The organism is Salicibibacter halophilus (assembly GCF_006740705.1).
GTDB classification, from domain to species: Bacteria; Bacillota; Bacilli; order Bacillales; family Marinococcaceae; genus Salicibibacter; species Salicibibacter halophilus.
This window is the reverse complement of sequence record NZ_CP035485.1, coordinates 1,938,570-1,963,521: the sequence shown is the minus strand read 5'-3', so window position 1 is coordinate 1,963,521 and position 24,952 is coordinate 1,938,570. Positions and strand designations below refer to the sequence as shown.

The 24,952-nt window shown below is 45.8% G+C and carries 21 protein-coding genes and 2 pseudogenes; 12 read left to right on the top strand and 11 right to left on the bottom strand.

The features are described from left to right. Positions 1 to 494 precede the first annotated feature (494 nt). The 8 genes from EPH95_RS09535 to EPH95_RS09500 form a co-directional block, all read right to left on the bottom strand. Positions 495 to 1,067, bottom strand: coding sequence for an N-acetylmuramoyl-L-alanine amidase family protein (locus tag EPH95_RS09535; RefSeq protein ID WP_142089436.1), 573 nt, complete (start codon positions 1,065 to 1,067; stop codon positions 495 to 497). Positions 1,068 to 1,335: 268 nt separating this feature from the next. Next, the gene (locus EPH95_RS09530; RefSeq protein ID WP_160141707.1) at positions 1,336 to 1,779 is read right to left on the bottom strand and encodes a hypothetical protein; all 444 of its coding nucleotides are present in this window, start codon (positions 1,777 to 1,779) and stop codon (positions 1,336 to 1,338) included. A 77-nt stretch (positions 1,780 to 1,856) separates the two neighbouring features. Next, positions 1,857 to 2,258, bottom strand: a complete 402-nt coding sequence (locus EPH95_RS09525) for a family 10 glycosylhydrolase (RefSeq protein ID WP_142089431.1) — start codon at positions 2,256 to 2,258, stop codon at positions 1,857 to 1,859. A gap of 333 nt (positions 2,259 to 2,591) precedes the next feature. Continuing rightward, positions 2,592 to 3,383, bottom strand: a complete 792-nt coding sequence (gene istB / locus EPH95_RS09520; protein ID WP_142087135.1) for an IS21-like element helper ATPase IstB — start codon at positions 3,381 to 3,383, stop codon at positions 2,592 to 2,594. Then, complete coding sequence (gene istA, locus EPH95_RS09515; protein ID WP_142087137.1) at positions 3,380 to 4,960, bottom strand: IS21 family transposase; 1,581 nt, start codon at positions 4,958 to 4,960, stop codon at positions 3,380 to 3,382. The genes istB and istA (EPH95_RS09515) overlap by 4 nt, the downstream gene beginning before the upstream one ends. A gap of 85 nt (positions 4,961 to 5,045) precedes the next feature. Beyond that, positions 5,046 to 5,558, bottom strand: a complete 513-nt coding sequence (locus EPH95_RS09510) for a family 10 glycosylhydrolase (RefSeq protein ID WP_227003866.1) — start codon at positions 5,556 to 5,558, stop codon at positions 5,046 to 5,048. Positions 5,559 to 5,878: 320 nt separating this feature from the next. Further along, positions 5,879 to 7,180: a S8 family peptidase gene (locus EPH95_RS09505; RefSeq protein WP_142089426.1), complete on the bottom strand. Its 1,302-nt coding sequence runs from the start codon at positions 7,178 to 7,180 to the stop codon at positions 5,879 to 5,881. A gap of 462 nt (positions 7,181 to 7,642) precedes the next feature. Next, positions 7,643 to 7,858 carry a DNA primase gene (locus EPH95_RS09500; RefSeq protein ID WP_142089424.1) on the bottom strand — a complete coding sequence of 72 codons (216 nt, stop codon included), beginning with the start codon at positions 7,856 to 7,858 and terminating at the stop codon, positions 7,643 to 7,645. A 330-nt stretch (positions 7,859 to 8,188) separates the two neighbouring features. Here EPH95_RS09500 and EPH95_RS09495 point away from each other — a divergent pair, with 330 nt between their 5' ends. Next, entirely contained in the window at positions 8,189 to 8,458 is a 270-nt protein-coding gene (locus tag EPH95_RS09495; RefSeq protein ID WP_142089422.1) for a hypothetical protein, read from the top strand. Positions 8,459 to 8,721: 263 nt separating this feature from the next. Here the strand turns inward: EPH95_RS09495 and EPH95_RS09490 are convergent, their stop codons facing one another. Beyond that, entirely contained in the window at positions 8,722 to 9,951 is a 1,230-nt protein-coding gene (locus tag EPH95_RS09490; protein ID WP_142089420.1) for an IS110 family RNA-guided transposase, read from the bottom strand. A 376-nt stretch (positions 9,952 to 10,327) separates the two neighbouring features. On the opposite strand from EPH95_RS09490, the gene EPH95_RS09485 reads away from it, so the two are divergent. From EPH95_RS09485 to EPH95_RS09475, 3 genes and pseudogenes are all read left to right on the top strand, one after another. Continuing rightward, positions 10,328 to 10,573 carry a small acid-soluble spore protein Tlp gene (locus EPH95_RS09485; RefSeq protein WP_142089417.1) on the top strand — a complete coding sequence of 82 codons (246 nt, stop codon included), beginning with the start codon at positions 10,328 to 10,330 and terminating at the stop codon, positions 10,571 to 10,573. 479 nt (positions 10,574 to 11,052) lie between these two features. Then, positions 11,053 to 12,633: an IS21 family transposase gene (istA, locus tag EPH95_RS09480; RefSeq protein ID WP_142087137.1), complete on the top strand. Its 1,581-nt coding sequence runs from the start codon at positions 11,053 to 11,055 to the stop codon at positions 12,631 to 12,633. After that, positions 12,630 to 13,100: pseudogene (locus EPH95_RS09475) on the top strand (ATP-binding protein); the annotation flags it as partial. The gene istA (EPH95_RS09480) and the pseudogene EPH95_RS09475, both read left to right, overlap by 4 nt. A gap of 175 nt (positions 13,101 to 13,275) precedes the next feature. Here EPH95_RS09475 and EPH95_RS09470 read toward each other — a convergent pair. Continuing rightward, entirely contained in the window at positions 13,276 to 14,580 is a 1,305-nt protein-coding gene (locus EPH95_RS09470) for a transposase family protein (RefSeq protein WP_142087198.1), read from the bottom strand. Between the two features lie 126 nt (positions 14,581 to 14,706). On the opposite strand from EPH95_RS09470, the pseudogene EPH95_RS09465 reads away from it, so the two are divergent. The 3 genes and pseudogenes from EPH95_RS09465 to EPH95_RS18810 form a co-directional block, all read left to right on the top strand. Beyond that, positions 14,707 to 15,048: pseudogene (locus tag EPH95_RS09465) on the top strand (ATP-binding protein); the annotation flags it as partial. Positions 15,049 to 15,402: 354 nt separating this feature from the next. Next, the gene (locus EPH95_RS09460; protein WP_142089415.1) at positions 15,403 to 16,764 is read left to right on the top strand and encodes a VWA domain-containing protein; all 1,362 of its coding nucleotides are present in this window, start codon (positions 15,403 to 15,405) and stop codon (positions 16,762 to 16,764) included. Between the two features lie 127 nt (positions 16,765 to 16,891). Continuing rightward, the gene (locus EPH95_RS18810; RefSeq protein WP_160141706.1) at positions 16,892 to 17,068 is read left to right on the top strand and encodes a hypothetical protein; all 177 of its coding nucleotides are present in this window, start codon (positions 16,892 to 16,894) and stop codon (positions 17,066 to 17,068) included. Between the two features lie 59 nt (positions 17,069 to 17,127). On the opposite strand, the gene EPH95_RS09455 is transcribed toward EPH95_RS18810, so the two are convergent. Next, positions 17,128 to 18,417: an ISL3 family transposase gene (locus tag EPH95_RS09455; protein WP_142088183.1), complete on the bottom strand. Its 1,290-nt coding sequence runs from the start codon at positions 18,415 to 18,417 to the stop codon at positions 17,128 to 17,130. Between the two features lie 322 nt (positions 18,418 to 18,739). Between EPH95_RS09455 and EPH95_RS09450 the strand changes: the two genes are divergently transcribed. The 5 genes from EPH95_RS09450 to EPH95_RS09430 all read left to right on the top strand — a co-directional run bounded on the left by EPH95_RS09450 (position 18,740) and on the right by EPH95_RS09430 (position 24,859). After that, positions 18,740 to 19,546 (top strand): hypothetical protein, encoded by an 807-nt coding sequence (locus EPH95_RS09450; RefSeq protein WP_142089413.1) that lies wholly within the window; start codon positions 18,740 to 18,742, stop codon positions 19,544 to 19,546. 103 nt (positions 19,547 to 19,649) lie between these two features. Continuing rightward, positions 19,650 to 20,300, top strand: coding sequence for a LytTR family DNA-binding domain-containing protein (locus tag EPH95_RS09445; protein ID WP_142089411.1), 651 nt, complete (start codon positions 19,650 to 19,652; stop codon positions 20,298 to 20,300). Between the two features lie 125 nt (positions 20,301 to 20,425). Then, positions 20,426 to 21,943: a succinyl-CoA:acetate CoA-transferase ScpC gene (locus EPH95_RS09440; RefSeq protein WP_142089409.1), complete on the top strand. Its 1,518-nt coding sequence runs from the start codon at positions 20,426 to 20,428 to the stop codon at positions 21,941 to 21,943. 110 nt (positions 21,944 to 22,053) lie between these two features. Beyond that, positions 22,054 to 23,586 (top strand): malate:quinone oxidoreductase, encoded by a 1,533-nt coding sequence (locus EPH95_RS09435; protein WP_142091572.1) that lies wholly within the window; start codon positions 22,054 to 22,056, stop codon positions 23,584 to 23,586. A 298-nt stretch (positions 23,587 to 23,884) separates the two neighbouring features. Then, positions 23,885 to 24,859 carry a DUF6612 family protein gene (locus EPH95_RS09430; protein ID WP_142089407.1) on the top strand — a complete coding sequence of 325 codons (975 nt, stop codon included), beginning with the start codon at positions 23,885 to 23,887 and terminating at the stop codon, positions 24,857 to 24,859. Positions 24,860 to 24,952 lie beyond the last annotated feature (93 nt).

The window sequence follows — 24,952 nt, the reverse complement described above, 5'->3', positions numbered from 1 at the left end:
AGCAAAAATCACACTCATCCACCATTCATTCTCTCTATCCTCGTCAGTCATAGGCATAGGGGGGTATGATTGTCCATATGGTTTGGTCCTTGATATAGGAGATGACCCGTCCCTCCAGTATAAAGGATTTTTGTTTCTTCACCTCTTTCATCTTTTTCACCAATATTTTCCTGTAGTGAATGCTATCCAAAACAAGGATAAATGAGAGAAGCCGCATGCCTAGACTCACATTTGTCGTTCTGGGAGAGGCGTGGTCAGGCAGGACGACGCCTCTCGATTTATGCCTGATGTTCTACCTATGGGTTTCAGGCCCTGAGATACCATCAATATCCATACCTGCATCGGCTTGATATTCGTCCCAATCCCCAACACGAGATCGATACCATGCTGCGGGAAATGATAGCCGAGATCCACGAGTCGTTGCTGCCACATGTGGGATCCATTCACCACTTCGAATGAAGGATATCTCCATCCAATCGTGAAAGGTAAATCCATCAATCACTGCTTATGGGTGTTAAACCCAAAAAGGCAGCTACAGCCTCAGCATGTTCCGCTGCTACCGCCGAGATAAACGCTGGGTCTTGTAATAAATCAGCGTCCGTGGCGTTATCAACAAACAAATTTTCAGTTAAAATCGCATTGGCTTGACTTTCCCGAAGCACATGAAAATTGGCTAATTGCTGGCCCCGATCAGGGATCAAAGCATCGAACGTTTGCATGCCTTCTAAAACACGTGGATGCATGATCCTTTGCAGTTCTCTCGCCCATGTTGGATTGCTGTCATGAATATACGTCTCGAACCCACGGGCCCTTCCATCAAAGCCATTGGCATGGATGGATACAAACACGTCGGCTCCCCAACTGTTTGCGTCATTTGTGCGATCTTGAAGCGAAACAAACGTGTCACTCGTCCGTGACATTCGACGGTACATGCCTTCAAAGTTTTCACGCAGATAAACGCTCATCTGAAGGCCAATATCGAGCACAATATCCTTTTCAGCCATGCCGTGCCCTGTAGCCCCGCTGTCACTGCCACCATGCCCAGGGTCCATATAAATCCTTTGCATCAAGGACACCCCCTTTCTCTAACAGGGGATGAAGGGATGACGACAATCGCATCGGCTCATTAAGGAGAGCTTCTAACCATTTTCTTCGGTGATTTTTGAACGGGAAGCTCCCATCTATCTTCCATGAATATCCATCCCCTTCCATGTTCGAAGGGCGTTCGATACCCTCTTTTATCCTTTTGCAACCATCATCACGCAGCGCTGTATAATGCCTTCATGGCATGATTTTACTGGCCATGAAGGTCTATGAGTGGCTTAGATGGCTTGGTTAAATCATGATTCTGGTAATGGTGTTCGCTTCAATCGTAAGGACATCTTGAAGAGCTGTCCCTTCAATTTCAAGGGTGTAATCCCCAGATGGTACATTGCACAAAACAAACAAACGATTGCCATCCACTGTGGTTGTATAAGATTGAGAGGCGGAGGAAACGGTCACGATATGGCCGCTCAATGTCGTGTCTTCCCCTGTCCAATGCCCAAGCAAATAACCTGTGTCTTCGGATTTCCACGAAGGATCATGGGGAGGAACTTTATCTGGAAAAGGGGGATCACCATCATTCAATTCCGTTGGTTGGGAAAGCGATTGAATCATCTCTTGTTGGGACGTTGAATCTTCCTCGTTACTCCAAACGTTATACGCGTAAAGGCCAACCCCTTCCGTCCGTTCACCTGTGGAGCTAGAGGGGCTAATGGCTCGCTTGATCTGAGCCATACTATCTGGAACAGTGTTCAAATATAAGCCTGGTCCCGTCACGATGCCGCGATTACGATCGACCTCTTTTTGCCACTCTACCCATTCCGTAAACGATCGGGACGCTCTTCCTCTGAGTCATAATTCATGACAAATACGTAATCAAGATAGCCTTCCTGAATCCATGTTTTCCAGTTTTGATGCGCTCGTTGAACAGGATCGAGGCCCCAGAAATCATGTTCGGATGGATCCTCAAATCCCCATGAAAGGACAGAGGCACTCAACACTTGGGATGCATCGACCTCCATGAGTTCTGTATAGACGCGTTGAACCAGGTGATCCACTTGATTGACTTTCCAGGCGAGCCATTCCTCGTCTTCGGGTTCCGGTCGATCATCTCGATCCATTTCTTCTTGAAAACGCTGGAGCACCGTTGGGTTATAGCCATACCACCCCGGGGGGTCATCTAGAGCATTTTCTGGGTAACGAATATAATCCATGTAATTGTCAACTCAAAATCCGGCCAAATGTTCATTGAATTTCCGTCCAATCGTGAACTCTTTCACAATTTTTTTAGCCGAAAAAATGAAGCAAAATCTTCTGTGTTGATCAGCTTGTTGGTAGGTCAAAAGACCTGTTTGCAGCCAGCCGTTAGAATCGCATGCCTTTGAATGTTTTTATCCTACGTCTGTATTCAGTTGTCAAAGAACAGTGAATCAAAACCCTTTACGCTACCCGTTTGCCATAGCGAGGATCGTTACGAGCCTCGAATGGTTATCATCGCTTTTAGCTTTCTTTAGATGCCATTCCTCCTTCGTCTTCGTCGACCGGGATTACTGCTGAACGTCGTCCGCATCCTGGGTGCCCAGCCACTCTTTGGTCTCTTTCATGCGATAAGAGCTCCCATTCATATTGACAATATGCGCTTGATGCGTGAGGCGATCAATCATCGCCGCGGTCATGACCTCATCCTGAAAGATTTCCCCCCAACGTTCAAAAGAGAGATTCGTCGTGATAATCGTCGATTTGCGCCCTGCCCGGAGGGAGAGATGAGTGAAGAGTTGTTCTGCGCCTTCTTTATCAAAGGAGATATAACCCATCTCATCGGCGATCACCAGATCATATTTCTCGAATCGGCTTTGAAAATTTCGAAGGGTTTTCTCCGCCCGTGTTTCCTTGATTTGGTTGACAAGAATCGGCACCGTCGTAAACCATACTTTAAACCCTTCCAAACAAGCTTTCATTCCCAAGCCGATCGCCATGTGCGACTTTCCCGTTCCGGCATTCCCGGCAAAAATGGCATTCCGTCCTTCGCGGATAAAATCCAGGCTTTTCAAGGTATTGAGCTTTTTCTGGGCATCTTCGGGCAAGTCTTGAACCGAAAGATCCTCCAAGTATTTTTTCTGATTGAATTCAGCCCGGCGGATGCGGTTATATCGGGCCGATTCCCGCCGGGCATCTTGTTCTTTTTGTAGGAGTTGAGCTAGAAAGGCTTCGTAGCTGATGTCTTGCATACTGGCTTCTGACGCGTGCTCAGCCACATGTCTGCGAATCATGGGTAGCTTTAATTCTTTCGCGTATGATTGAACATCCGCGTGCCATTCTTCTTGGGTTTTAATGGTCAATGAATCCCCTCCTTTGTGGCTGTCATTTGAAATAACTGATCATAATCACTCATCTGGTTTCTGGCCTGTTCGGCAATAGCTTCCGTATCCTGAGACGACGGCGGCGTGATCGGCTGTTCGTTGTTTCTGGCACATATCGCTTTGATTTTATCGGTGGTCACGTGTTTTGGATGCATCGCCTCCAGTTGGTCGATGGCGGCTAAGACGGTGTCGAAATCGCCCTCGTCCCGCAAGTAGTGACAAAGCGCTATGAAATCCCGCTCCCTTCCTGTATAATGGGTCTCGTAAATAGCTTTGATTTTTTGATCCGCCTGGTGCAGGGCTAAGCTTCCCCCCAATGCACCGGGCTTTTTTCGTAAGGTCTCCAAGACGTGGGAGAGTTGAAGATTCCACCGATGGTGGCCACTGAGCCGTTCATGATTCGCGATACACGCCTCGTTGTAAAAGCAACGGATACGCTCCGCGTACACTTTCACCATGATCATTTCACCGACCAAATGATCAGGCACCGAATAACGGTTTTGCTCAATCACCACGGTCGCGTATTTATCCACGCGAGCGTACTTCACACGAGCCGCATCCCATTTCGGCGGTGCTTCTAAAAGGTGCTCACGTTCTTGCTCAAGGCGCTGTGTGGGCGTTTGACCTTCGTATTGGCTCATAGATTTCTGATTGAGTTTTTCCGAACATACCCCCTCGAGAAAGTGGTTCGCTTCTTCTAAACTCTCAAAGGTGTCTTTGATGGCGAATGCCTTGCGCCGAACGACGTCCACGCTGCGTTCCACATGGCCCTTTTCATTGCCGCGGCGGATATTACAGAACCGGTGTTGAAACCCGTAATACACCATCAGTTGCATCAGGCCTTCTGTGGGCCCTTTTTCCCCGGCCAGACCTCTAACAGCGACGCGCATGTTGTCATAGGTGAGTGTGGTATGAACGCCGCCGACATGGGCAAAGAAACGCGCGTGTGCTTCTTGGAAGCACTCCGTCGTTTGCTTGGGGAACAGACACGCCCACCGATAATTCCCATACGCCGATGTGAAGACGGCCATTTGGAACGGCTGTAGTCGTCCGTCCACCGTTATTTTTACCTCCCCCCAATCAAATTCACAAACATCTCCGGGCATGTACGTTTCTTTAATAAATGCCTCCTTGGCTCTGTGTTCCAACTGTCGAACCAACCGACGGACCGTACTGTAACTAATGTCCAGCTCTTCATCTTCTAAAACCTCATACATGTCCATGACTGTTTTTTGTTGTTTCTTCTGCCCCTTTTGGCGCTTATCCCGATTTTCCTCAAGGAAAGTAAGGATTCGTTGTTCAATCTCCGGTGTGAGTTTACGTTTAGGGCGAGAACCGGTGGTGTACGTCGGCTTCTCTGTTAAGGCTTCGATCAGCGCCTCGACATCGACATCTTCGCCTCCTTCCATGAGTTGGTTACGCTTCTGTTCGTATTCCTTGACGTATTTACTAACTGTTTCCCGGTGGGTCCCTATATCTCGGGCAATTTTTCGTATCGATTCCCCCTCGTGCATATACTTCATTAATGTTTGGTACTTTTGGCTCATGGTGATCATCTCTCCTGCCCCCACTTGTATGTATGACACAAGTGAGATTTTCGATCGTACTGGCCGGATTTTCAATGAACATGGTGGCCTATTTTTAAGTTATCAAATACAAATCCAAGTGCACGCCATCAAGGTCATAATGGTTCGCCACATCGGTGACCATTTCCACAATATGGGTCTGAAAATCCGGATGGCCGACATCGAGGTATGGCATGGCTTCGTTGGGGTTGCCGTCGTACCCATACGTCACCCACGTATCTTGATCAGAGGCATCGGGGCCATGGGCATGATAGATGTGATCGGGATGCTCAGGTGGACCATTATACACCTCGTGCCAGAGAGGATGGACCTCAATCTCTCTTTCTTTCGCTTGCTCCACCAAATATCCGAGGGGATCAAACCCCGAAGGGATAGCTGGATCCTCTGTAAACGGTAATACGTCACTGCTATAATAGGCATCATGTCTGCGACTCACTTGGGCGAGGATGGCATTCATATTGGCATTGTCAGCATCAAGGAGAAGTTGATCAATCTCTTCAGGGGTTTTCAACCCTGGTTCAAAAGCTTGGACCCAAAAAGCCCGATAAAAACCTTCGGTCTGCTTCATGGTTGATCTCCTTTCCGTTAGAAATGAATCATCATGAATGATCCATTTGCTTTCGTATGCAGGGGAACGTAGGTGCCATCGGAGGGGCGTGAACATCCATGTCTCCATTCGAAACGAATAGCCATCAAAGACATGAAAGCAAAAAATATGATTAAATATTAAATCTATTTTGATTATTTTGGTGATTATTCGTTGCTATCCCCCGAAACTTCCGTGCCGAAAAATGCTTTTGAAGGGGATAGGGCTGTGTCCCAAGAAATGCTTGGGCACAGCCCTTTGATTCATGTCCCTCTATCATTAGGACGACGAGCCAAAACGAATTATTGGGTGTCATCGTCATTGTCCCTGGCATCATCGGCATCATCGTTGTCACTAGCAACAGCATCTAGCAAACCCTCCCCTTGGGTGTTGGGTTCCAGACCGAGATCTTCAGCTCCCTCATGTAATCGCTCCTTCACCTCGTTTGGATCCCATTCACTGTTTCGTTCTAACAGTTGCGCACACACGCCTGCACAAATGGGGGTGGCCATCGATGTCCCGGACATCGAGATATAGTCGTCATTGACGTGTTTGGCCTTTTCCATTTGATCGAGAAAGGCATCCGGCGCACGTATAGCGGTAATATCCACACCAGGGGCAAGAAGATCTGGTTTCGTGTCTCCATCAATGGTTGGGCCTCGACTCGAGAAGTCAGCCACATCTACATCGGATCGATCAGGCGTCCCTTGTTCGTCCAAAGCCCCTACAGTGATCACCTTTGGACTAGTGCCCGGAGAAGCAATGGTTCCTTCACCGGGACCCTCATTACCAGCAGCGACACATACGACCATCCCTTCATCCCAAGCTTGGTTGACCGCTTGCACCACCGGATCGTCGTCTCCAGGTTCCGAGGCCGGGCTCCCTAACGATAAGGATAAAATCCGGATGTCGTAGGCCTCTTGGTTTTCGATACACCAATCGACGCCAGCGATAATATTGGATAAGGAACCGGCGCCCATCCTATCAAGGACTTTGACCCCGACGATATTGGCTTTAGGAGCTGGCGCTGTATATTCTCCATCGGATTGATGGCCATTACCGGCTGCACACCCGGCGCAGTGGGTCCCGTGACCATTATCGTCATAGGGTTCTTCCTGATCATCAATGACATCTTTAAAGCCAATGATTCGCTCTTCGGGTTCCATGAGATCTGGACTCGGATGGACCCCTGTATCAAGAATGGCGACCGTCACCCCTTCGCCTTCACCGGTTTCATCCCTTTCTTCTTGGAGATCACTTGCTCTGGTCGTTTCGGTAGCCGTATCAATGCTAACACTAAATGTACGATCAAGATAGACTTTCTTAACATCCTTGCAGTTATAACAAAGATCTTCAAGCGCTACAGCTGTGAGCGTTCCGCCTTGTAACGAAAAACGCGGAAACGATCGGTTCACTTGACAGTGTGCATAGGTGTTCACGATGCTTTCTAAATATTGAACACCACTGGTCAAACACCCTGCTTTAAATTGAACCATAACAGGAAAAATCTTCGAAGACGCTGCGATCGCTCCGTTTAATTCCTCTCTTAAATGACCATCGATCAAGGATAAACCGGCAACATTCCTAGCAGCATAATTGAACATATCCCTTTACTCCTTTCTCTTCTATCCGTTTTCAATCACCCGTTATGCTTGGTCCATCAGAGAGCGAAATGAATCTAAATCGAAGATAGGGAAGACTTCATATGTTTAATATTGTATCTATTGGAATTATTTAGAGGATTATGATTCGCTATTCCCCGAAACCTCCGTGCTGAAACATGTTCTTGGATGGATAAGACTGTGCCTTCCTGGGTGGGCGTTTTCTTTTCGGAGGTCAGCGCCAGCATTGATGGCATGAAGGGCAGCAATCATCCCGGCACATGCAAACCCAAACACCAAGAACAAAAGGAAAAGGACCCATTGCTTAGGGGGTCTTGCCAATATTTTTTACCCTAAAAATCCCGGAAATTCTTACGCTCAGGAATGTTCCGGGATGCATGTTATAGGTGTAGCTGCCTCAATGCCATCAGGATCATACCATCATCTTGCTTTGAGCACCACCCTCTAGAAGTCGTCCATGCCGTCGTCCTCATCTTCAGCTCCAGGATCTTCTTCTATGCCGCCTTCATCTTCAGCTCCGGGGTCTTCTTCCATGTCGCCTTCATCTTCACCGCCATCCATCGGGACTCCCTCATCTTCTTCCATAATGTCTCCGCATGCGGTTAGCATGCCAACGGAAAAGATGCCAGCAAGGGCACCATAAAGCAGCTTCTTATTCATGCTTACATTCCCCCATATGGATAAATGATGAACCTCATTTGCTACGAGGATCATATCAACGGATGGACCATCTGTATATGGAATCCTCCTCTTTTTGATATTTTTCCAAAAAGTACAAATAGAAATGAAAATGGCTTGTAATCAAATGATAAAGCGATCAACAACCTTTGACCTCTTTCCCAAAGCGCCGAGCAAAAACGGGGCATGATGACAACGATAAGCCTTTACGCTAAATCGTTCGTTGCCCTTCGTTCCTTTAGGACTTTTACATGTACCTTCGTAGGGGAAATGGAAAAGTCAGGAATGCTTCGACCCTTTGGAGGTGGGAAAATGAACGTAAGAACCTTCATGAAAGTGAAAAGACATCGAAGATACCCTATCGTTGAAACCTTTTCAAAAGAAATCACTAAAAGTCCATGGGAACAATTCAAAGAGGATAGTGTAAAAGAAATCGTCATTAGAGTGAACAGAGAGCAAGGAACACAAGCCCAACATTTGCAAGTGATCCATGATTACCTCTGTGAATGTCGCCCATTCTTATCCGTTGCTCAAATAAATGAACTAGGAAATGATTTATTAAAGATGTTCGGATTGAAATAGAGAATGATGCTTGTTCGCGATCGGGATCACCATCGGAGAGATATTTGGGTAAAAACATCCATCCTCCGAACCAAGCAAATGCTCCTTTCATAAGATAGGCTGATATCTCATCGAAGACCTGCGGCGGTAATATGTCAAGTTCAAAATCACAGTAAATGAAGTTGTCAAAGGACATTTAGGCGAAAAAAGCGCGCACTGAACAACACCAGTAATAAAATGTAAAATACTGGTAAAATGAAAGGCTAGCCCTCAGCCGATGTCGGTCAGAGGTTCACGCCCCTTTCTGGCGTAAAGAGTTGGTTTTTGCGTAGCAGCGCATCCACCAATCGCACGAGTTTTCTTGCCGTGAGCACGAGTGCACGTTTGTGTTGATGTTTCGGGACTTCTTGATACTTCTTCTGATAAAAGACTTGGTATTCCGGAATTTGCCTTCGTACCGAGTTGGCGGCTTCAACGAGGTAATAACGCAAATAATGGTTCCCTTGACGTGTCAGTGAAGTATCTTCGGCGGTAAACCGCCCGGACTGGTGTTTTCGCCAGTACAGTCCCGCATATTTAGCTATTTTTGTTTCATCGGGAAACCGGTCAATCTGACCGAGTTCGGCAATGATGCCTGCGGCGAAGACCGGACCAATGCCCGGGATTGATTCCAGCGTCTGCGTCAGTCCTTTCATGATCCGAGTAATGGACTGATCGATCGCCTCGATTTGCTTTTGGAAGGAACGAATGAGCTCAATGGACGTTCCTAAAAGCACATCGATGGAATCTTCGACGACTTTGTCCAACCGGTACGATGAACGGACGGCTTTCTGGATGGATGTGGCGACAGCTTCCGGATCGGGAAAACGATTTCTCCCTTTCTCTTGAAGAAACCGGGTCAGGTCCTCAAGCGGAAGCTGGGCAAGTTCATCCAGGCTGTATTTTTCAAGAAAGAGTTCCATCATAGCATGGCCAAACACCGATGAATCCACTTCTTTGGAAAAGGTGTTGCATTTATACTCCAAGTGCTGCAAGAAGTGTTGTTTCTCTTTCGTCATCGCTTTGGTCAAGTGATAACGCGAACGTGTCAGCTGTTGAAGAGCCATGTATTGGCTTTCTTTGACAACGGACATCTGATTGCGCCCGAAACGCATGTAATCGGCGATCACAAAGGCGTCAATCTCATCGGTCTTATTCATGTCAGGGTAGCTCTTTTTGAAGTTGGCAATCTGCTTCGGATTGATCACAAAGACTTGGGAGCCATAGGGTTTTAAATCATCGTCATTATGCAAGAACATGGATGGATGAAAACTATAGACGGATGTGGACTCCAGGCCGATCTTTAGGATGTCAACCTCTATATCGGCTAAGAGCTCGAGCAGCCGTTCTTTGAGCACCTCGGCACCCGGCAAGTCATTGGAAACCGTAAAAGCCGAAAGCTGATCACCTTCTTGATCAAGCACACACACTTTCATATCAAACGAGCTAACGTCAAGCCCGACAAACATTCGCATGGGGAAATTCCTCCTTTCGTTGTAGAATCATTCGGTCGTTCTTTGGACGCCTCGAGATATCTCTAGTGTGAACGCCGATCATCAACCTCGTGTATCAGAACTCCATCGGCATTGAAAGCCGCCTCAGGGGCTGCTCCCCCTGAGTTCAAGAGGCCGAGGGCTCAGCCTGCGAGTAGGAAGTGCCGCACGTACACGGAGAGACAGTCTTCAATTGTGGTCGAGCCACACGGGGGAAAAGAATTGTCCCAAATGATCCTAAGATCATTATCTAGAAATATCTAGAAACGTCCAAGGAAAACCTTATGAATCTACAAAATATCTTGTGGAATTTGCCTTAGGTTTGAAGGGCTTAAACTTACTATACGAGGGAGGATGGATGATGGAAAGATCGAAGCATCGTTCCGATCAAACGGAAAGGATAGAAGAAATCATCGACGATACGCAGGAACATTTGAACGAGGCGAGAGCATTTGAAAACGAGCATGCGGAAGCCTTAAGTGAAGAAGAAATGCAGCGCATTGAAGAAAAAAATGATCACCGTAAAGAAAGTATGGAAAGTATGCGCGCAGGCATCCAAGAAAGAGGAAGCAACGGTGAGAAAGCGACAGATCATGAGTCATGAAACGTTGGTTTTACCTTCATGCATACACATCGAGGCGGAGGCAGTCATGAACTGCTTTCGCCTCGATTGTGTTGCTGTGGGAGCCCATTATCAATGGCATCCTTAGATGATAAGCGGATGATCCCTGCTTTATGCATCCCTATCCACCGTTTATCAAACACGCATCCAATACGATTCACCACAGAAATAATAGCCAGTAACTGGCCTATCAAGGGCTTCTTTGTAACGTATGTATCTGTATCAACGTTGGAAAATGTCCTTGAAAAAGAGGCAGTAGCCCAAGGTGCTGCCCCTTTTGGGAGTAAGATTCGGTTCGCTAGATCGCAAAGAACTTTCTTTTCTAATTTATGCATGCCATCTAAAATTGGGTCCCTGTCTGTATTTGATAACTTAAAAATAGGCCACCATGTTCATTGAAAATCCGGCCAGTACGATCGAAAATCTCACTTGTGTCATACATACAAGTGGGGGCAGGAGAGATGATCACCATGAGCCAAAAGTACCAAACATTAATGAAGTATATGCACGAGGGGGAATCGATACGAAAAATTGCCCGAGATATAGGGACCCACCGGGAAACAGTTAGTAAATACGTCAAGGAATACGAACAGAAGCGTAACCAACTCATGGAAGGAGGCGAAGATGTCGATGTCGAGGCGCTGATCGAAGCCTTAACAGAGAAGCCGACGTACACCACCGGTTCTCGCCCTAAACGTAAACTCACACCGGAGATTGAACAACGAATCCTTACTTTCCTTGAGGAAAATCGGGATAAGCGCCAAAAGGGGCAGAAGAAACAACAAAAAACAGTCATGGACATGTATGAGGTTTTAGAAGATGAAGAGCTGGACATTAGTTACAGTACGGTCCGTCGGTTGGTTCGACAGTTGGAACACAGAGCCAAGGAGGCATTTATTAAAGAAACGTACATGCCCGGAGATGTTTGTGAATTTGATTGGGGGGAGGTAAAAATAACGGTGGACGGACGACTACAGCCGTTCCAAATGGCCGTCTTCACATCGGCGTATGGGAATTATCGGTGGGCGTGTCTGTTCCCCAAGCAAACGACGGAGTGCTTCCAAGAAGCACACGCGCGTTTCTTTGCCCATGTCGGCGGCGTTCATACCACACTCACCTATGACAACATGCGCGTCGCTGTTAGAGGTCTGGCCGGGGAAAAAGGGCCCACAGAAGGCCTGATGCAACTGATGGTGTATTACGGGTTTCAACACCGGTTCTGTAATATCCGCCGCGGCAATGAAAAGGGCCATGTGGAACGCAGCGTGGACGTCGTTCGGCGCAAGGCATTCGCCATCAAAGACACCTTTGAGAGTTTAGAAGAAGCGAACCACTTTCTCGAGGGGGTATGTTCGGAAAAACTCAATCAGAAATCTATGAGCCAATACGAAGGTCAAACGCCCACACAGCGCCTTGAGCAAGAACGTGAGCACCTTTTAGAAGCACCGCCGAAATGGGATGCGGCTCGTGTGAAGTACGCTCGCGTGGATAAATACGCGACCGTGGTGATTGAGCAAAACCGTTATTCGGTGCCTGATCATTTGGTCGGTGAAATGATCATGGTGAAAGTGTACGCGGAGCGTATCCGTTGCTTTTACAACGAGGCGTGTATCGCGAATCATGAACGGCTCAGTGGCCACCATCGGTGGAATCTTCAACTCTCCCACGTCTTGGAGACCTTACGAAAAAAGCCCGGTGCATTGGGGGGAAGCTTAGCCCTGCACCAGGCGGATCAAAAAATCAAAGCTATTTACGAGACCCATTATACAGGAAGGGAGCGGGATTTCATAGCGCTTTGTCACTACTTGCGGGACGAGGGCGATTTCGACACCGTCTTAGCCGCCATCGACCAACTGGAGGCGATGCATCCAAAACACGTGACCACCGATAAAATCAAAGCGATATGTGCCAGAAACAACGAACAGCCGATCACGCCGCCGTCGTCTCAGGATACGGAAGCTATTGCCGAACAGGCCAGAAACCAGATGAGTGATTATGATCAGTTATTTCAAATGACAGCCACAAAGGAGGGGATTCATTGACCATTAAAACCCAAGAAGAATGGCACGCGGATGTTCAATCATACGCGAAAGAATTAAAGCTACCCATGATTCGCAGACATGTGGCTGAGCACGCGTCAGAAGCCAGTATGCAAGACATCAGCTACGAAGCCTTTCTAGCTCAACTCCTACAAAAAGAACAAGATGCCCGGCGGGAATCGGCCCGATATAACCGCATCCGCCGGGCTGAATTCAATCAGAAAAAATACTTGGAGGATCTTTCGGTTCAAGACTTGCCCGAAGATGCCCAGAAAAAGCTCAATACCTTGAAAAGCCTGGATTTTATCCGCGAAGGACGGAATGCCATTTTTGCCGGGAATGCCGGAACGGGAAAGTCGCACATGGCGATCGGCTTGGGAATGAAAGCTTGTTTGGAAGGGTTTAAAGTATGGTTTACGACGGTGCCGATTCTTGTCAACCAAATCAAGGAAACACCAGCTGTGAGGAGTAAATTTAATCATATGCCTGTCATCAGAGAAAGGCATTTTATTTTTAAGTAAAATTTTTCCATTTTATTTTCCGGTCATTTCGACAAAAAAGACAAGCCGAATTTTCGGATGGTATTTTTTAAAAAATTTTCGTTCGGTCTTTTATTGGCATCACATCCTTGCTATACTAAACCCATCAGGTAAGCCTTACCTGTATAGGTTTTTTAAGGTGCGAGATATCCTCATCTGTTAGCAACCGTGTGCGAATGGCTTCTAACAAGTTTGAGGATATTTCTTTTTTGCTTTTTCTGGTCCTTTTAAGCACGTCCAACCCTTTTTCATACAGTTGCATGAGGATATCCGTGATTTGCGTAAGCAGGTAATGGTTCTTCATCGCTTGATAATCATGGCTATTTGCATGCTCAATATGATAGCGATGATTTTTTTGATGATTGAATCCTTGGTTTTCAATGTGCCAGCGGCTGCGACCCGCACTGATCAGCGCCTTCGCATTTCGCTCGTTCACCTGGATGTTGGTCAAAAATAAAAACTGTTTTTGTTTTTCCTGTTCCTCGACCATTCCCTCTAACATATTCACCGTTCTGGCTTGGTAGGCTAGATCATTTGCCCAAAAGACATTTTTCATCGTGGATTTCTCTAGCTTTTTTTGGGCTTGAAATTCGTCTCCTAAACTTTGGATGCGGCCTTCTTTAAACCGGAGAATATACTTCCAACGATACTGTTCACATAGTTGAAAAACGCCTTCGCAGGCATAAAGGCTATCGCCCAGAATACAGATCGGCAACCGTTTGAATGTCTCTTTAAGTTTTTCTGCTAATCGATAAAAAGCCTTGAGTTCGCAATCTTGTTTGGGCACATCCTTCGATTCATTTTCAATGAACTCGGAGCCGATGCTCAATACCATATCGCCGACCATCAATTTGGCTTCGAGCACATGATGCATGTACACCGTTCGTTTCTCTCCAGTTTCTTCATCGGTGTAAACCCGTCTCAAACAGTGGTCACAATGCTCTTCGTTAAAACTGAAAAGACCTGTCCCATCAATGATGACACCCCAATAACCGCCTTTGATTCGGTATCTCTCCAAGCTTCTCTTCTTCAATAATTCTTGGATGATGTAGGTTCGGATATGTTCCAGTTCCTCAGGCGATACATTCATTAAAAAGTCATTGATCGTGTCGTAGTGCGGGATTTCGTCCAGGCTTTCCAGTCGCAAGACCTTTTTGAGGTTTTCGATGCATTCGTCTCGATTTAATTGATGGCTCATCTCCCTCATGCTTTTACAATTCGATGCATTCTTTATAATGATCATTAGAAGAAAGAGATCGGGGCCATACGTCACATAGCTTTGATGTCTGGGATCTTTCACACGTTTCAATTTTCGATCGAGATCCTTACAGAAATGTTCCTTGATTTTTACGAACTCGAAAAAATAGTTCGCGTCCTTATCGAGCTCCCTTTTTTCTTTCCTGGTCACCATTTCACATTCCCCCTAGAATACGCCTTATAGAAGTATTTGGTATACTTCATTATACCATTTTTGGAATATTCTAGAGGTATATTTGATAGAATTTAGTACGAAAAATATTTACTCTTCAGTGCTGAGGAAACACGGGCGGAGAAAACCCTTCGAAATTTTCAAAGCCGATTCGAGAAATATGATCTGGTGATCGCCGATGAGATGGGTTATATCTCCTTTGATAAAGAAGGCGCAGAACAACTCTTCACTCATCTCTCCCTCCGGGCAGGGCGCAAATCGACGATTATCACGACGAATCTCTCTTTTGAACGTTGGGGGGAAATCTTTCAGGATGAGGTCATGACCGCGGCGATGATTGATCGCCTCACGCATCAAGCGCATATTGTCAATATGAATGGGAGCTCTTATCGCATGAAAGAGACCAAAGAGTGGCTGGGCACCCAGGATGCGGACGACGTTCAGCAGTAATCCCGGTCGACGAAGACGAAGGAGGAATGGCATCTAAAGAAAGCTAAAAGCGATGATAACCATTCGAGGCTCGTAACGATCCTCGCTATGGCAAACGGGTAGCGTAAAGGGTTTTGATTCACTGTTCTTTGACAACTGAATACAGACGTAGGATAAAAACATTCAAAGGTATGCGATTCTAACGGCTGGCTGCAAACAGGTCTTTTGACCTACCAGCAAGCTGATCAACACAGAAGATTTTGCTTCATTTTTTCGGCTAAAAAAATTGTGAAAGAGTTCACGATTGGACGGAAATTCAATGAACATTTGGCCGGATTTTGAGTTGACAATTACACTTGAGGGGAGTGAAATGAGATGAAGGTACATAAATCTTTGAGTTTGATGTTGCTAATGATCCTCTACGCTTGTACGGGTGATGAACCTGCGGAAGAAGATGATCAGCAAGCGGAGGAAAACCCGGAGGAAGAGACCGTTGAAGCAGATGAATCAGAGAATGATGACATTCAGTTAGGTGACCTCGATCGATTTGCCGGAGATGATCCTGAGGAGTGGATGCGTGCGGAACCGGGAACTTATTACGAAGACTATGATGATCATGAAGAAGAAATTCTTCAGGCGTTACAAGATATGGTTGCTGATGGCGCCGAGGAAGAGCAACTGTTTCATGCCATGCTTGATTTAACGGCGGAAGACTACCGCGACTACCAGGATTATTTTGATAACATGGAGATTGAGTACGGCTATGCTGATGATCAACCGGGAGAAATGGAGATCGGTGAGGGAGAAGATGGCGTTCAGGTAAATATCCAGATTCTTTTTGATGCTAGCGGAAGCATGGCCGAAGAAGTGGATGGAAAAGAAAAGATGGATATCGCAAAAGAAGCTGTGCAAGACTTCGTTTCTGAAATGCCGGAAACCGCCAATATATCTCTTCGGGTTTATGGCCATGAAGGCAGCAATCAACAAGAAGATAAGGAAGAATCTTGTGTAGGTACCGAAGAAGTCTATCCATTAAGTTCATATGAAGAAGAAGCGTTTACGGACGCTTTGGAACAATTTGAGCCAACAGGTTATACGCCTCTTGCAGCTTCCATTGAAGCTTCTCAGGAAGACTTGGACGGAGAAGACGGCGAAGATGTTGAAAATATGGTCTACGTCGTTAGTGATGGTGAAGAAACCTGCGGTGGAGACCCTGTTCAGGCTGCCGAAGATTTGAATGAGAGTGAAATTGAAGCCTTAGTGAATATCATTGGTTTTGACGTGGGAAGTGACGAACAGGAAGCATTGTTGAATATTGCGGACGCAGGCGAAGGGGAGTATTTTTCAGCAGATTCCGAGGACCAATTGCGGGAAGTTTTTGACGCAGAACGTGACTTTTTAATTGAAGAATGGCTTGCATGGGAGTCCGACCAACGATCGGACAACATTGATGAAATGATGGGAGACCGGGATGATATTTCAGAGATGGAGGGAGAAATGAGAGAGGTGGCAACGGAAGAAAGAAATCACCTGCGAACCCTGTTGACGGAGTTAGAATCGGAAACCGATATGGGAGACCATGCCATCACGGAGATGATCAATGATCGAATGCAAACCCTTCGCTCCTACATGAGCGATGAAGCACGCTTGTTACGCCAGGAAGCCAGTGAAGAAGGGCGCGAAGACCGCCAAGAGATCCGGGATGAAGCCAGGGAAGAGCGAAGAAACCTTCGATAAGGCGGTCTGATGATTGGTGGCTTCAACATCGTAACTGCTATTTATGATGGTAAACAATGCGCACACCCAACGTTGGTGGTGCGCGGTTTATTTTTGAGGTTACTAAGTATACGTCGATGAAGCAAGCTTGGAGTACGATAGGAAGAATGCGCCCGATTCGTTAGCGGGAGCATTCACCATCGCGCTTGGGCGGCATGGCGGTCTATCAATATACGAATTTGACAGGGATATAGAGATCGATCAAGGAAAAGCGTACTCGCTTGCCAATCAATATTGGTTCTATCACAAATCACGGGATGGATGACAATATTCGACAATGAAGTCCCGCACCTTGCTTTATAGAGCAAATTTTGTCGATAATCCTTAGGTTGCCGGTGGGTATTCTTCTTGATGGATTCTTTGTTCACACCGAGCTTGATATTTTCTCCATTTAAGGATCGCCTCTTTTTCTTCCTTCACCTGCATCCGAGCTTGAAGAGAGAATAACGAATAGCCAAACCCTTGTTGATTCATCGTGCGGAGTTGGTTGTTCTTCCCTTCGGTTTTGGCGTTGGATATACGATAGTGAAACCGATGGAGAATTTCCGGCAACCAATTCCAAATCGTCTTGAGAAGATCATCGAACGGCTCCAGGGAAGAGGCGATGACCTCTTTTTCCCACGCCCCTAAATGATCCAATGCTTCTTCCAGATCATGGCATTGATACAATTGGCGAAGTTTTTGATGCAGGCGCATGGCTTGAGCTAACGTCGGTGATGTTGTCTCCCAATGCTTCAGACGTTCTTGTTGTTCCGGGGTTAATTCTTCCGTTCGTTCAGCAAACAAGTCTTTGTCTTCTTTTAATGCCACCCGTTCTTCTTTGGTCAAAACATGTTGGACGCTTTTTCGCACATCGTCCAAGGCACGCGTCGAAGCTTGGATGACATGGAAGGCATCAATGACCACGATCGCTTGAGGGAGGGCGGCCTTAATCGCTGTCTGATAAGGCCTCCACATATCGATCGCAACCGCAATCACTTGTTCAGGTTGAGACAATTGGTTGAAAAGATCCATGACAGCTTCTTTGCGACGACTTTCATGTAACTCGAATAACTGGGGCCGCCATGGTACCGAGAGATCGTACATGACCAACCGATACTTGCCTTTTCCTTTGGCCAAACTGATTTCATCAAGGCCGATGAGTGCGGGGGTGGATCGATCCGAAATAGCTGGATGCTCCCCATGACATGCGCGTGCATGGACCCCAATAGTTTGACCACTGCGATCAAAGGCTTCTCCTACCGATTTGAAGGTACGGTCGGCCGTTGCAAATATCAGTGATTGCTTGGCTATCACCGACATTCGTTGATATGGTTTGAGCCAAGGTAATGGCTCCATAAACGTACGACAACAGGCATCACATATAAATCGACGATGGTTGAAATGATCAAAGATCGGTGTATCGTTGTGAGCGCCTGCAACCACTTGCTTCATGTGATGCTCATGCACTCGGGTTGTCCAGTACCCACAATCCGGACAACGTGTGCCTTCATTCAGTAACTGAAGGTAGCGATATAATCCTGGGTTCGGATAACCAAATGGAATTTCTTCTTGATGGATAATGGCAAAAGGGACTTCTTTACATTCATGGACCATGGTATAATGGGTAAGCATCCAAATCACCTTTCGTATGGGTTTTGTGGGTACTTATCCATTTCGACAGGTGATTTGGATTTTCCTGTTTTATCGGGTGTCGATTCATGTCCCCCGTAAATTGTTACTGAACCTCAATATTTAATGCAGAATATGGACGATGCAAGCATCAGTAATGTCCAAGTAGAAGATACCCGTATCACCGTGAACGCGGAAGCAACCACCCCATTATTCTTCATGGCGATGTTTGGCCAGAACGAGTTCACGGTGGAAGCGATGGCAAGTGCGAGTTTGGATGATTCGAATAAGGGAACCTTAGTTCAGAGCGTAAAGGAGACATAAGATGTTCCGCAAACGGGCTATTACCTATCAGCCTACGAAAGGTAAATTCAAAAAAGCGATTAAACCATACTTAGAATGGTATGAACGTAGTGACATGTCACCTGTCCTTCAGATAGAAGGGGAACATTATCGCGTTTTAACAGGTATCGATTACTGGAAGAATATCAGTGCAAGAAAACTGGTTGTTTGTCATGAAAGTGGCCACATCGAGGAAAATGAGGACATCACGCGCCAGTGCTTCAGAATACAGACATACCTTGGGCGTTATCACTCTTTTGACCCTAATATGAAATTTGATGTAAGGCATGGAGAAGCAAACAAACATGAACCATTGATCCGAGCTTTTCAGACGATGACGGAGCAGATAAAGCCAAAGTTATCTGTCCAGGAAGCGGAAGCGATGGATTTTCATCGCCATTATTTGAAGGCAAAATACCGTTTGAGCAGGGAGATTGCCGAAGAAGTCCAACATATAAGGAAGGACGAGCGTCAACTTAAACATTTACAGGGAGATAAACTATCTTCGTCCTTTATGGATAGTGCAATCAGTCATCTCCAAACATGGGATCGTTTAAGAAGGGAGTTAGAGGTGTATTTATTACAAGACGGTCAGCGCGCACGCCCAACGGTAAGAAAAGTCTTGCAAGATTCAAAGATGACCAAGCATGTAAGCAAAAAAGATATAAAAAAGGTTTTAGCGGAAATGACAGGTGCTGAACAGGCGGCTAATCGGTATATCGCATATGATAGGCGGATCAAAGATATTCCCACTTTTGATGATTACATTCAAATACATAAAGTGAGGTAGAGGCGCGTTGAAGCAGAGAAGTGCCTGTTGCCGTCCTTCAAAAGATGTTAGAATGAAAGGTGGCTAGAATTATTTGCACAAGCGCCCAAGGGGGTGTGCCTGCATGGACAACTTTTCGGTTTCTTCGGTGATGGAAACGTTCAGAGAATTATTTCCGAAAGAGACTTCCATCGCCGTGTCTGATGCGCAACATTTTATTTATTATAAGCCAAGCAAACACATTGATTTAAAAATCAAGCCCGGTGATAAAATCAGTGAAGACACCGTGACGTATAAGGCGCTGTCCATCGAGCAGAAAACGTCTGACCATATAAATAGCAAGGTGTTCGGCACTCCCTATTTCGGGACATCTGTCCCTATTTTTGACGCTGGTCGTCCTCAAGGGTGCGTAACTGCGATTTTGCCATCCAAGCAGTTGCGGTTCCTCTCGTCCTTCTTGACCGTTCAAATGAATGATTCGTGGGTGCCAACGCCTTATCAAGAAGTCATGTTTCTCGAAGCGCAAAATCGAAAAACATGGGTTCAATCCGAACGGGGGACGGGTGCGCATAAATTTAGTTTGAGTGAACTGGAACCTCACTTACCTGATGATTCATTTATTCGCTGTCACCGTTCCTATATTATTAATGTCAATTATATCGCTGAAATTCAGCCGGACACACATTCTACTTTCTTGTTGATTATGAAAGATCGCACAAAAATTCCGGTCAGTCAAACGTACGCGAGCCATTTCCGTAAAATCCTTTCCTTCTAATTTTTCTGCTTCATGTTCTCCTTTCGCTGGCTCATCATCTATTTAAGCCTTTTCACTCGTAAACAACTGAGGATTCGGCGAGGGGTTGATACAATAAGGGGAAATTGAAGAAGTGAGGGTTTTTAATGGAACAAAAGATAAAACAGCTCTTACGCGATTCACGTTTACATGACCGCATTGTTTCGGAGGAAACGGCGGCTTCTTGGATAAAAGATGGCATGACATTGGGGCTCAGCGGCTTCACGAGAGCGGGAGATGCAAAAGCCGTGCCATCCGCACTTGTTGACAGGGCCAAACAAGAAGACTTGAAAGTCAATGTGTATACCGGTGCTTCCCTTGGCTCCGATATCGACCGAATTATGGCTGATGCCGGTATCATTCATAAACGTCTTCCCTTTCAGGCGGATAGCACGATGCGCAAGGAGATTAATCAGGGAGACATGCTGTTTGTTGACCAGCATCTATCACACACCGCTGAAGCGCTTCGGCAAGATGTTCTGAATCCTGTTGATTTCGCTATTGTGGAAGCGATATCAATAACGGAAAACGGTGAAATCATCCCATCGACTTCCGTTGGCAATTCATCCATTTTCGCAGAGAAAGCGGAGTCCATCATTATTGAGTTAAATCTTGCCCAACCCGCGGAATTGGAAGGCATGCACGATATTTATGAATTAAGCCGACAAGGAGACCGCGAGCCCATCCAAATGACGGACGTTGCAGACCGGTTGGGTTCAAAGGGCATTCAGGTCAATCATGAAAAAATTAAAGGGATCGTCATCACCAACCAGGTCGATTCCCCATCGACGATCGTTCCGCCTGATGAGGAAACGGCTGTAATGGCGAATCATTTGGTTGATTTTTTGCGTAAAGAAAACGAAGAGGGCCGTCTCCCGGATAATTTGGCACCCTTGCAATCCGGCATTGGATCGGTAGCTAACGCCGTTTTACACGGCCTTTTAGAATCGGAATTCACAGATCTGGAAGTCTATTCCGAGGTTTTGCAGGACGCGGTGTTCGACCTTCTTGATGCTGGCAAAGTCCGTTTTGCATCCGGTTGTTCAATAACACTTTCTGAAGACAAAATCGATGAAGTTTTTTCTGATATGAACAAGTATCGCGACCGATTAATTTTACGCCCGCAAGAAATTTCAAATCATCCGGAAATCATCCGACGTTTAGGCTTGATTTCCATTAATACGCCGATCGAAGTCGATCTTTACGGCAACGTCAATTCCACCCATATTATGGGCACGAAAATGATGAATGGTATTGGCGGTTCAGGGGACTTTACCCGAAATTCTCGACTGGCCATTTTTGTCACCAAATCAATTGCTAAAGACGGTAACATTTCAAGCATTGTTCCTTTTGTTTCTCACGTCGACCATACCGAACATGATGTGGATGTAATTGTTACAGACCAAGGTTATGCCGACTTGCGCGGCTTAGCGCCGAAAGAGCGCGTACCGCTCATCATTGAGAACTGTGCCCATCCGATGTATCGGGAACAACTCCATGCTTATTACAGAGAAGCATGCGAACAGGGAGGCCACACGCCTCATATGCTCGAGAAGGCATTCTCTTGGCACACAAACTTTGCGAAAAATGGTACGATGCTTGAGGAATCTAAATTAGGCGTGTAGCTCTTAATGACAGATTGGGTTATAGTTGATTTAGAAAAGATGTGTGGACCGGTATGAGCTAGAACGCCTACATTCTATTTTCAAATCTTAGGGTATAAGGAATGGTAAAAATTAGTAACAAACAAACGAAATCAGACGTTATTTTAATTGGTGCCGGAGTCATGAGCGCGACTTTGGGGTCATTAATGAAAGAGTTGGCTCCTGAATGGGAAATCAAAGTGTTTGAGAAACTTGGAAATTCAGGAGCAGAAAGCTCTAATGAATGGAATAATGCGGGCACCGGTCATGCTGCACTATGTGAACTCAACTATACATCTGAAAAGCCTGATGGATCGATGGACATCAGCAAAGCCATAAAAGTTAATGAACAGTTTCAGGTTTCAAGACAGTTTTGGTCTTATCTTGTAAAAAGTGATCTGATTCGCAGGCCGCAAGAATTTATCATGCCCATGCCTCATATGAGTTATGTTCAAGGGGAGAAAAATGTAAATTTCTTGAAAAAGCGCTATGAAGCGTTGGTGAACAATCCTCTGTTTCAAGAGATGGAGTTTTCCGACGAACCCGAAAAACTCAGGGAATGGATGCCGCTGATCATGGATGGCCGCTCTTCGGATGAACCGACAGCCGCAACCAAAATCGATTCAGGAACGGATGTCAATTTTGGAGCTTTAACACGCTTGTTGTTTGACCATCTAAAGGACAACAATGTTGATGTAAACTATCAGCATAGTGTGGAGAACCTTAAACAGGCGAGCGACGGATCTTGGGAAGTAAAAGTGCGTGATACCGCAAACGATAATATCGAACACCATAATGCAAGATTTGTCTTTATCGGCGCAGGGGGAAAAAGCTTGCATTTGCTGCAAAAGTCCGGTATTCCCGAAGGGAAGAATATTGGGGGATTCCCGGTAAGCGGACTTTTCATGGCGTGCAGCAACCCGGAAGTTGTAGAGCAGCATCAAGCCAAAGTATATGGCAAAGCGAAGGTTGGAGCGCCGCCAATGTCCGTTCCGCATCTCGATACAAGATATATCGGCAACAAAAAAACATTGTTGTTCGGACCGTTTGCCGGTTTCTCGCCAAAATTTTTAAAAGCGGGTTCCATGTTCGACTTGGCCACTTCCGTAAAACCGGATAATCTCACAACGATGATCGCCTCGGGCGCGAAAAATATCCCGTTGACCAAATACTTGATTAAGCAAGTAATGCAATCGAAAGAACAACGCATGGAAGAATTACGGGAATTTCTTCCAAACGCCAAAAGCGAAGATTGGGAGCTCGTGACAGCAGGTCAACGTGTGCAAGTTATCAAAGATACCGAGGATTCCGGCAAAGGAACGCTTCAATTTGGCACGGAAGTTGTCAGCGCCGATGATGGCTCGATAGCCGCCCTGCTCGGTGCTTCTCCGGGTGCCTCCACTGCCGTCCAGGTGATGCTTGATGTATTGGAGCAATGTTTTCCGCAAAACATGAAAGAATGGGAACCGAAAATAAAAGAAATGATTCCCTCTTATGGCGTGTCACTGACGGAAAACCCAGAGCTTTTTCGCGAGATTCACGCGTCAACAGCGCGAGCCCTTCATCTGGAAGAGGACCAAGAACATTCTTTGGATATAGAAGAAAAGGTGTTGGAAAAAGTTTAAAGTTATATTGAAAAAAGCCGCATTTTTTAACGGAAGAATGCGGCTTTTGTTTGTTGGGCAGGAGCGAATAACGCTCTCGTGGATATTGCGTTATTTCCCGTTGATATTTTGATATTTCCCGCGGGTAAAACAACATTTCCCGTGGATAAACGTTTATTTCCCGCGGATAAAACAGGAACTAAGCAAAAATATAGAGTGTTATAATAAGTTTACACTGCATAAACATGGAATGATTTGAGATTATTAGCATTTTAGGCTATGATTTAGAAAAGAATTACATATCAAGGAGGTTGTATTAATGTTGAAAATGAAGGGATTTGTAGTAGCATCTGCCTGCATGCTGATGTTAGCAGCTTGTGGTGATGGGGACGCGGATACTGAAGAAGCTGAAGATGACATGGAAGAAGTCGAGGGAGAAGAGACGGAAGCCTCTGAAGCTACAGATGAAAATGGCACCGAAGAAGATAGTGCTGAGGCAGATGCAAATGATGAAGAATTGAGTGCAGAAGAAGTATTGAGCCAGTCTATGGAAGCTATGGATCAATTAAACAGTTACAGCGCAGAAATGGATATGAATCAAAGTATAAACGTAGATGGTGAAGAGATGCCCATGGATATGACGATGAGCATGGATGTTGTTTTAGATCCGATGTCATTCTCGCAAACGATGGTTACTCCCAATCCAATGACGGAAGAAGATATGGAGATCGAACAATACATGGATGAAGACGGTACGATTTATATGCTGGACCCGGAAATGGATGAATGGATCATGATGGACGGAAGTGCCTTAGGAATGGAGGACATTGAAGACTTGGAGATGTCTCCGCAAGAACAACTTGAGATGCTTGAAGCATATGCAAGTGATTTAAGCCTGGAAGAAGAAGAGGATCGATATGCTTTAACAATTGAAGGTTCCGGTGATGAGCTAATGGAACTCACTAGAGAATTTGCAACGATGCAACAGGGAGATCCTCAAATGCAGGAAGAAATGGAACAAGTGCTTGGACAGATGGAAATCAACACGTTGGATTATATAATGTACATTGACAAGGAAACCTTTTATCAGGATGAAATAGAAATGAACATGGATTTGGAGATGGAACATGAGGGTCAAACGATGGAGATGATGCAAGAAATGCAAGGAACCTTCTCCGATTTCGATGAAATCGATGAAATTGAAGTGCCACAAGAAGCCATCGATAACGCGATTGATATAGAGGACATGGAAGAAGAAATGGAAATGCCGGAGGAGGAAGATCTGGATATCTAACCTAGGATCATCTTTCTAGGGGGGGTGAAAAGTGTGCCCCCTTTCTTTTATTTTTGTGATATTCATAGTAATATAGTAATAAAAGAGCAAGTC

Excerpts from the sequence above, each read along its gene's own strand:
- EPH95_RS09535 (WP_142089436.1), bottom strand. The coding sequence starts at position 1,067 with ATGCAAAGGATTTATATGGACCCTGGGCATGGTGGCAGTGACAGCGGG.
- EPH95_RS09530 (WP_160141707.1), bottom strand. The coding sequence starts at position 1,779 with ATGGCTCAGATCAAGCGAGCCATTAGCCCCTCTAGCTCCACAGGTGAA.
- EPH95_RS09525 (WP_142089431.1), bottom strand. The coding sequence starts at position 2,258 with ATGGATTATATTCGTTACCCAGAAAATGCTCTAGATGACCCCCCGGGG.
- istA (WP_142087137.1), bottom strand. The coding sequence starts at position 4,960 with ATGATCACCATGAGCCAAAAGTACCAAACATTAATGAAGTATATGCAC.
- EPH95_RS09510 (WP_227003866.1), bottom strand. The coding sequence starts at position 5,558 with ATGAAGCAGACCGAAGGTTTTTATCGGGCTTTTTGGGTCCAAGCTTTT.
- EPH95_RS09505 (WP_142089426.1), bottom strand. The coding sequence starts at position 7,180 with ATGTTCAATTATGCTGCTAGGAATGTTGCCGGTTTATCCTTGATCGAT.
- EPH95_RS09500 (WP_142089424.1), bottom strand. The coding sequence starts at position 7,858 with ATGAATAAGAAGCTGCTTTATGGTGCCCTTGCTGGCATCTTTTCCGTT.
- EPH95_RS09495 (WP_142089422.1), top strand. The coding sequence starts at position 8,189 with ATGAACGTAAGAACCTTCATGAAAGTGAAAAGACATCGAAGATACCCT.
- EPH95_RS09490 (WP_142089420.1), bottom strand. The coding sequence starts at position 9,951 with ATGCGAATGTTTGTCGGGCTTGACGTTAGCTCGTTTGATATGAAAGTG.
- EPH95_RS09485 (WP_142089417.1), top strand. The coding sequence starts at position 10,328 with ATGATGGAAAGATCGAAGCATCGTTCCGATCAAACGGAAAGGATAGAA.
- istA (WP_142087137.1), top strand. The coding sequence starts at position 11,053 with ATGATCACCATGAGCCAAAAGTACCAAACATTAATGAAGTATATGCAC.
- EPH95_RS09470 (WP_142087198.1), bottom strand. The coding sequence starts at position 14,580 with ATGGTGACCAGGAAAGAAAAAAGGGAGCTCGATAAGGACGCGAACTAT.
- EPH95_RS09460 (WP_142089415.1), top strand. The coding sequence starts at position 15,403 with ATGAAGGTACATAAATCTTTGAGTTTGATGTTGCTAATGATCCTCTAC.
- EPH95_RS09455 (WP_142088183.1), bottom strand. The coding sequence starts at position 18,417 with ATGCTTACCCATTATACCATGGTCCATGAATGTAAAGAAGTCCCTTTT.
- EPH95_RS09450 (WP_142089413.1), top strand. The coding sequence starts at position 18,740 with ATGTTCCGCAAACGGGCTATTACCTATCAGCCTACGAAAGGTAAATTC.
- EPH95_RS09445 (WP_142089411.1), top strand. The coding sequence starts at position 19,650 with ATGGACAACTTTTCGGTTTCTTCGGTGATGGAAACGTTCAGAGAATTA.
- EPH95_RS09440 (WP_142089409.1), top strand. The coding sequence starts at position 20,426 with ATGGAACAAAAGATAAAACAGCTCTTACGCGATTCACGTTTACATGAC.
- EPH95_RS09430 (WP_142089407.1), top strand. The coding sequence starts at position 23,885 with ATGTTGAAAATGAAGGGATTTGTAGTAGCATCTGCCTGCATGCTGATG.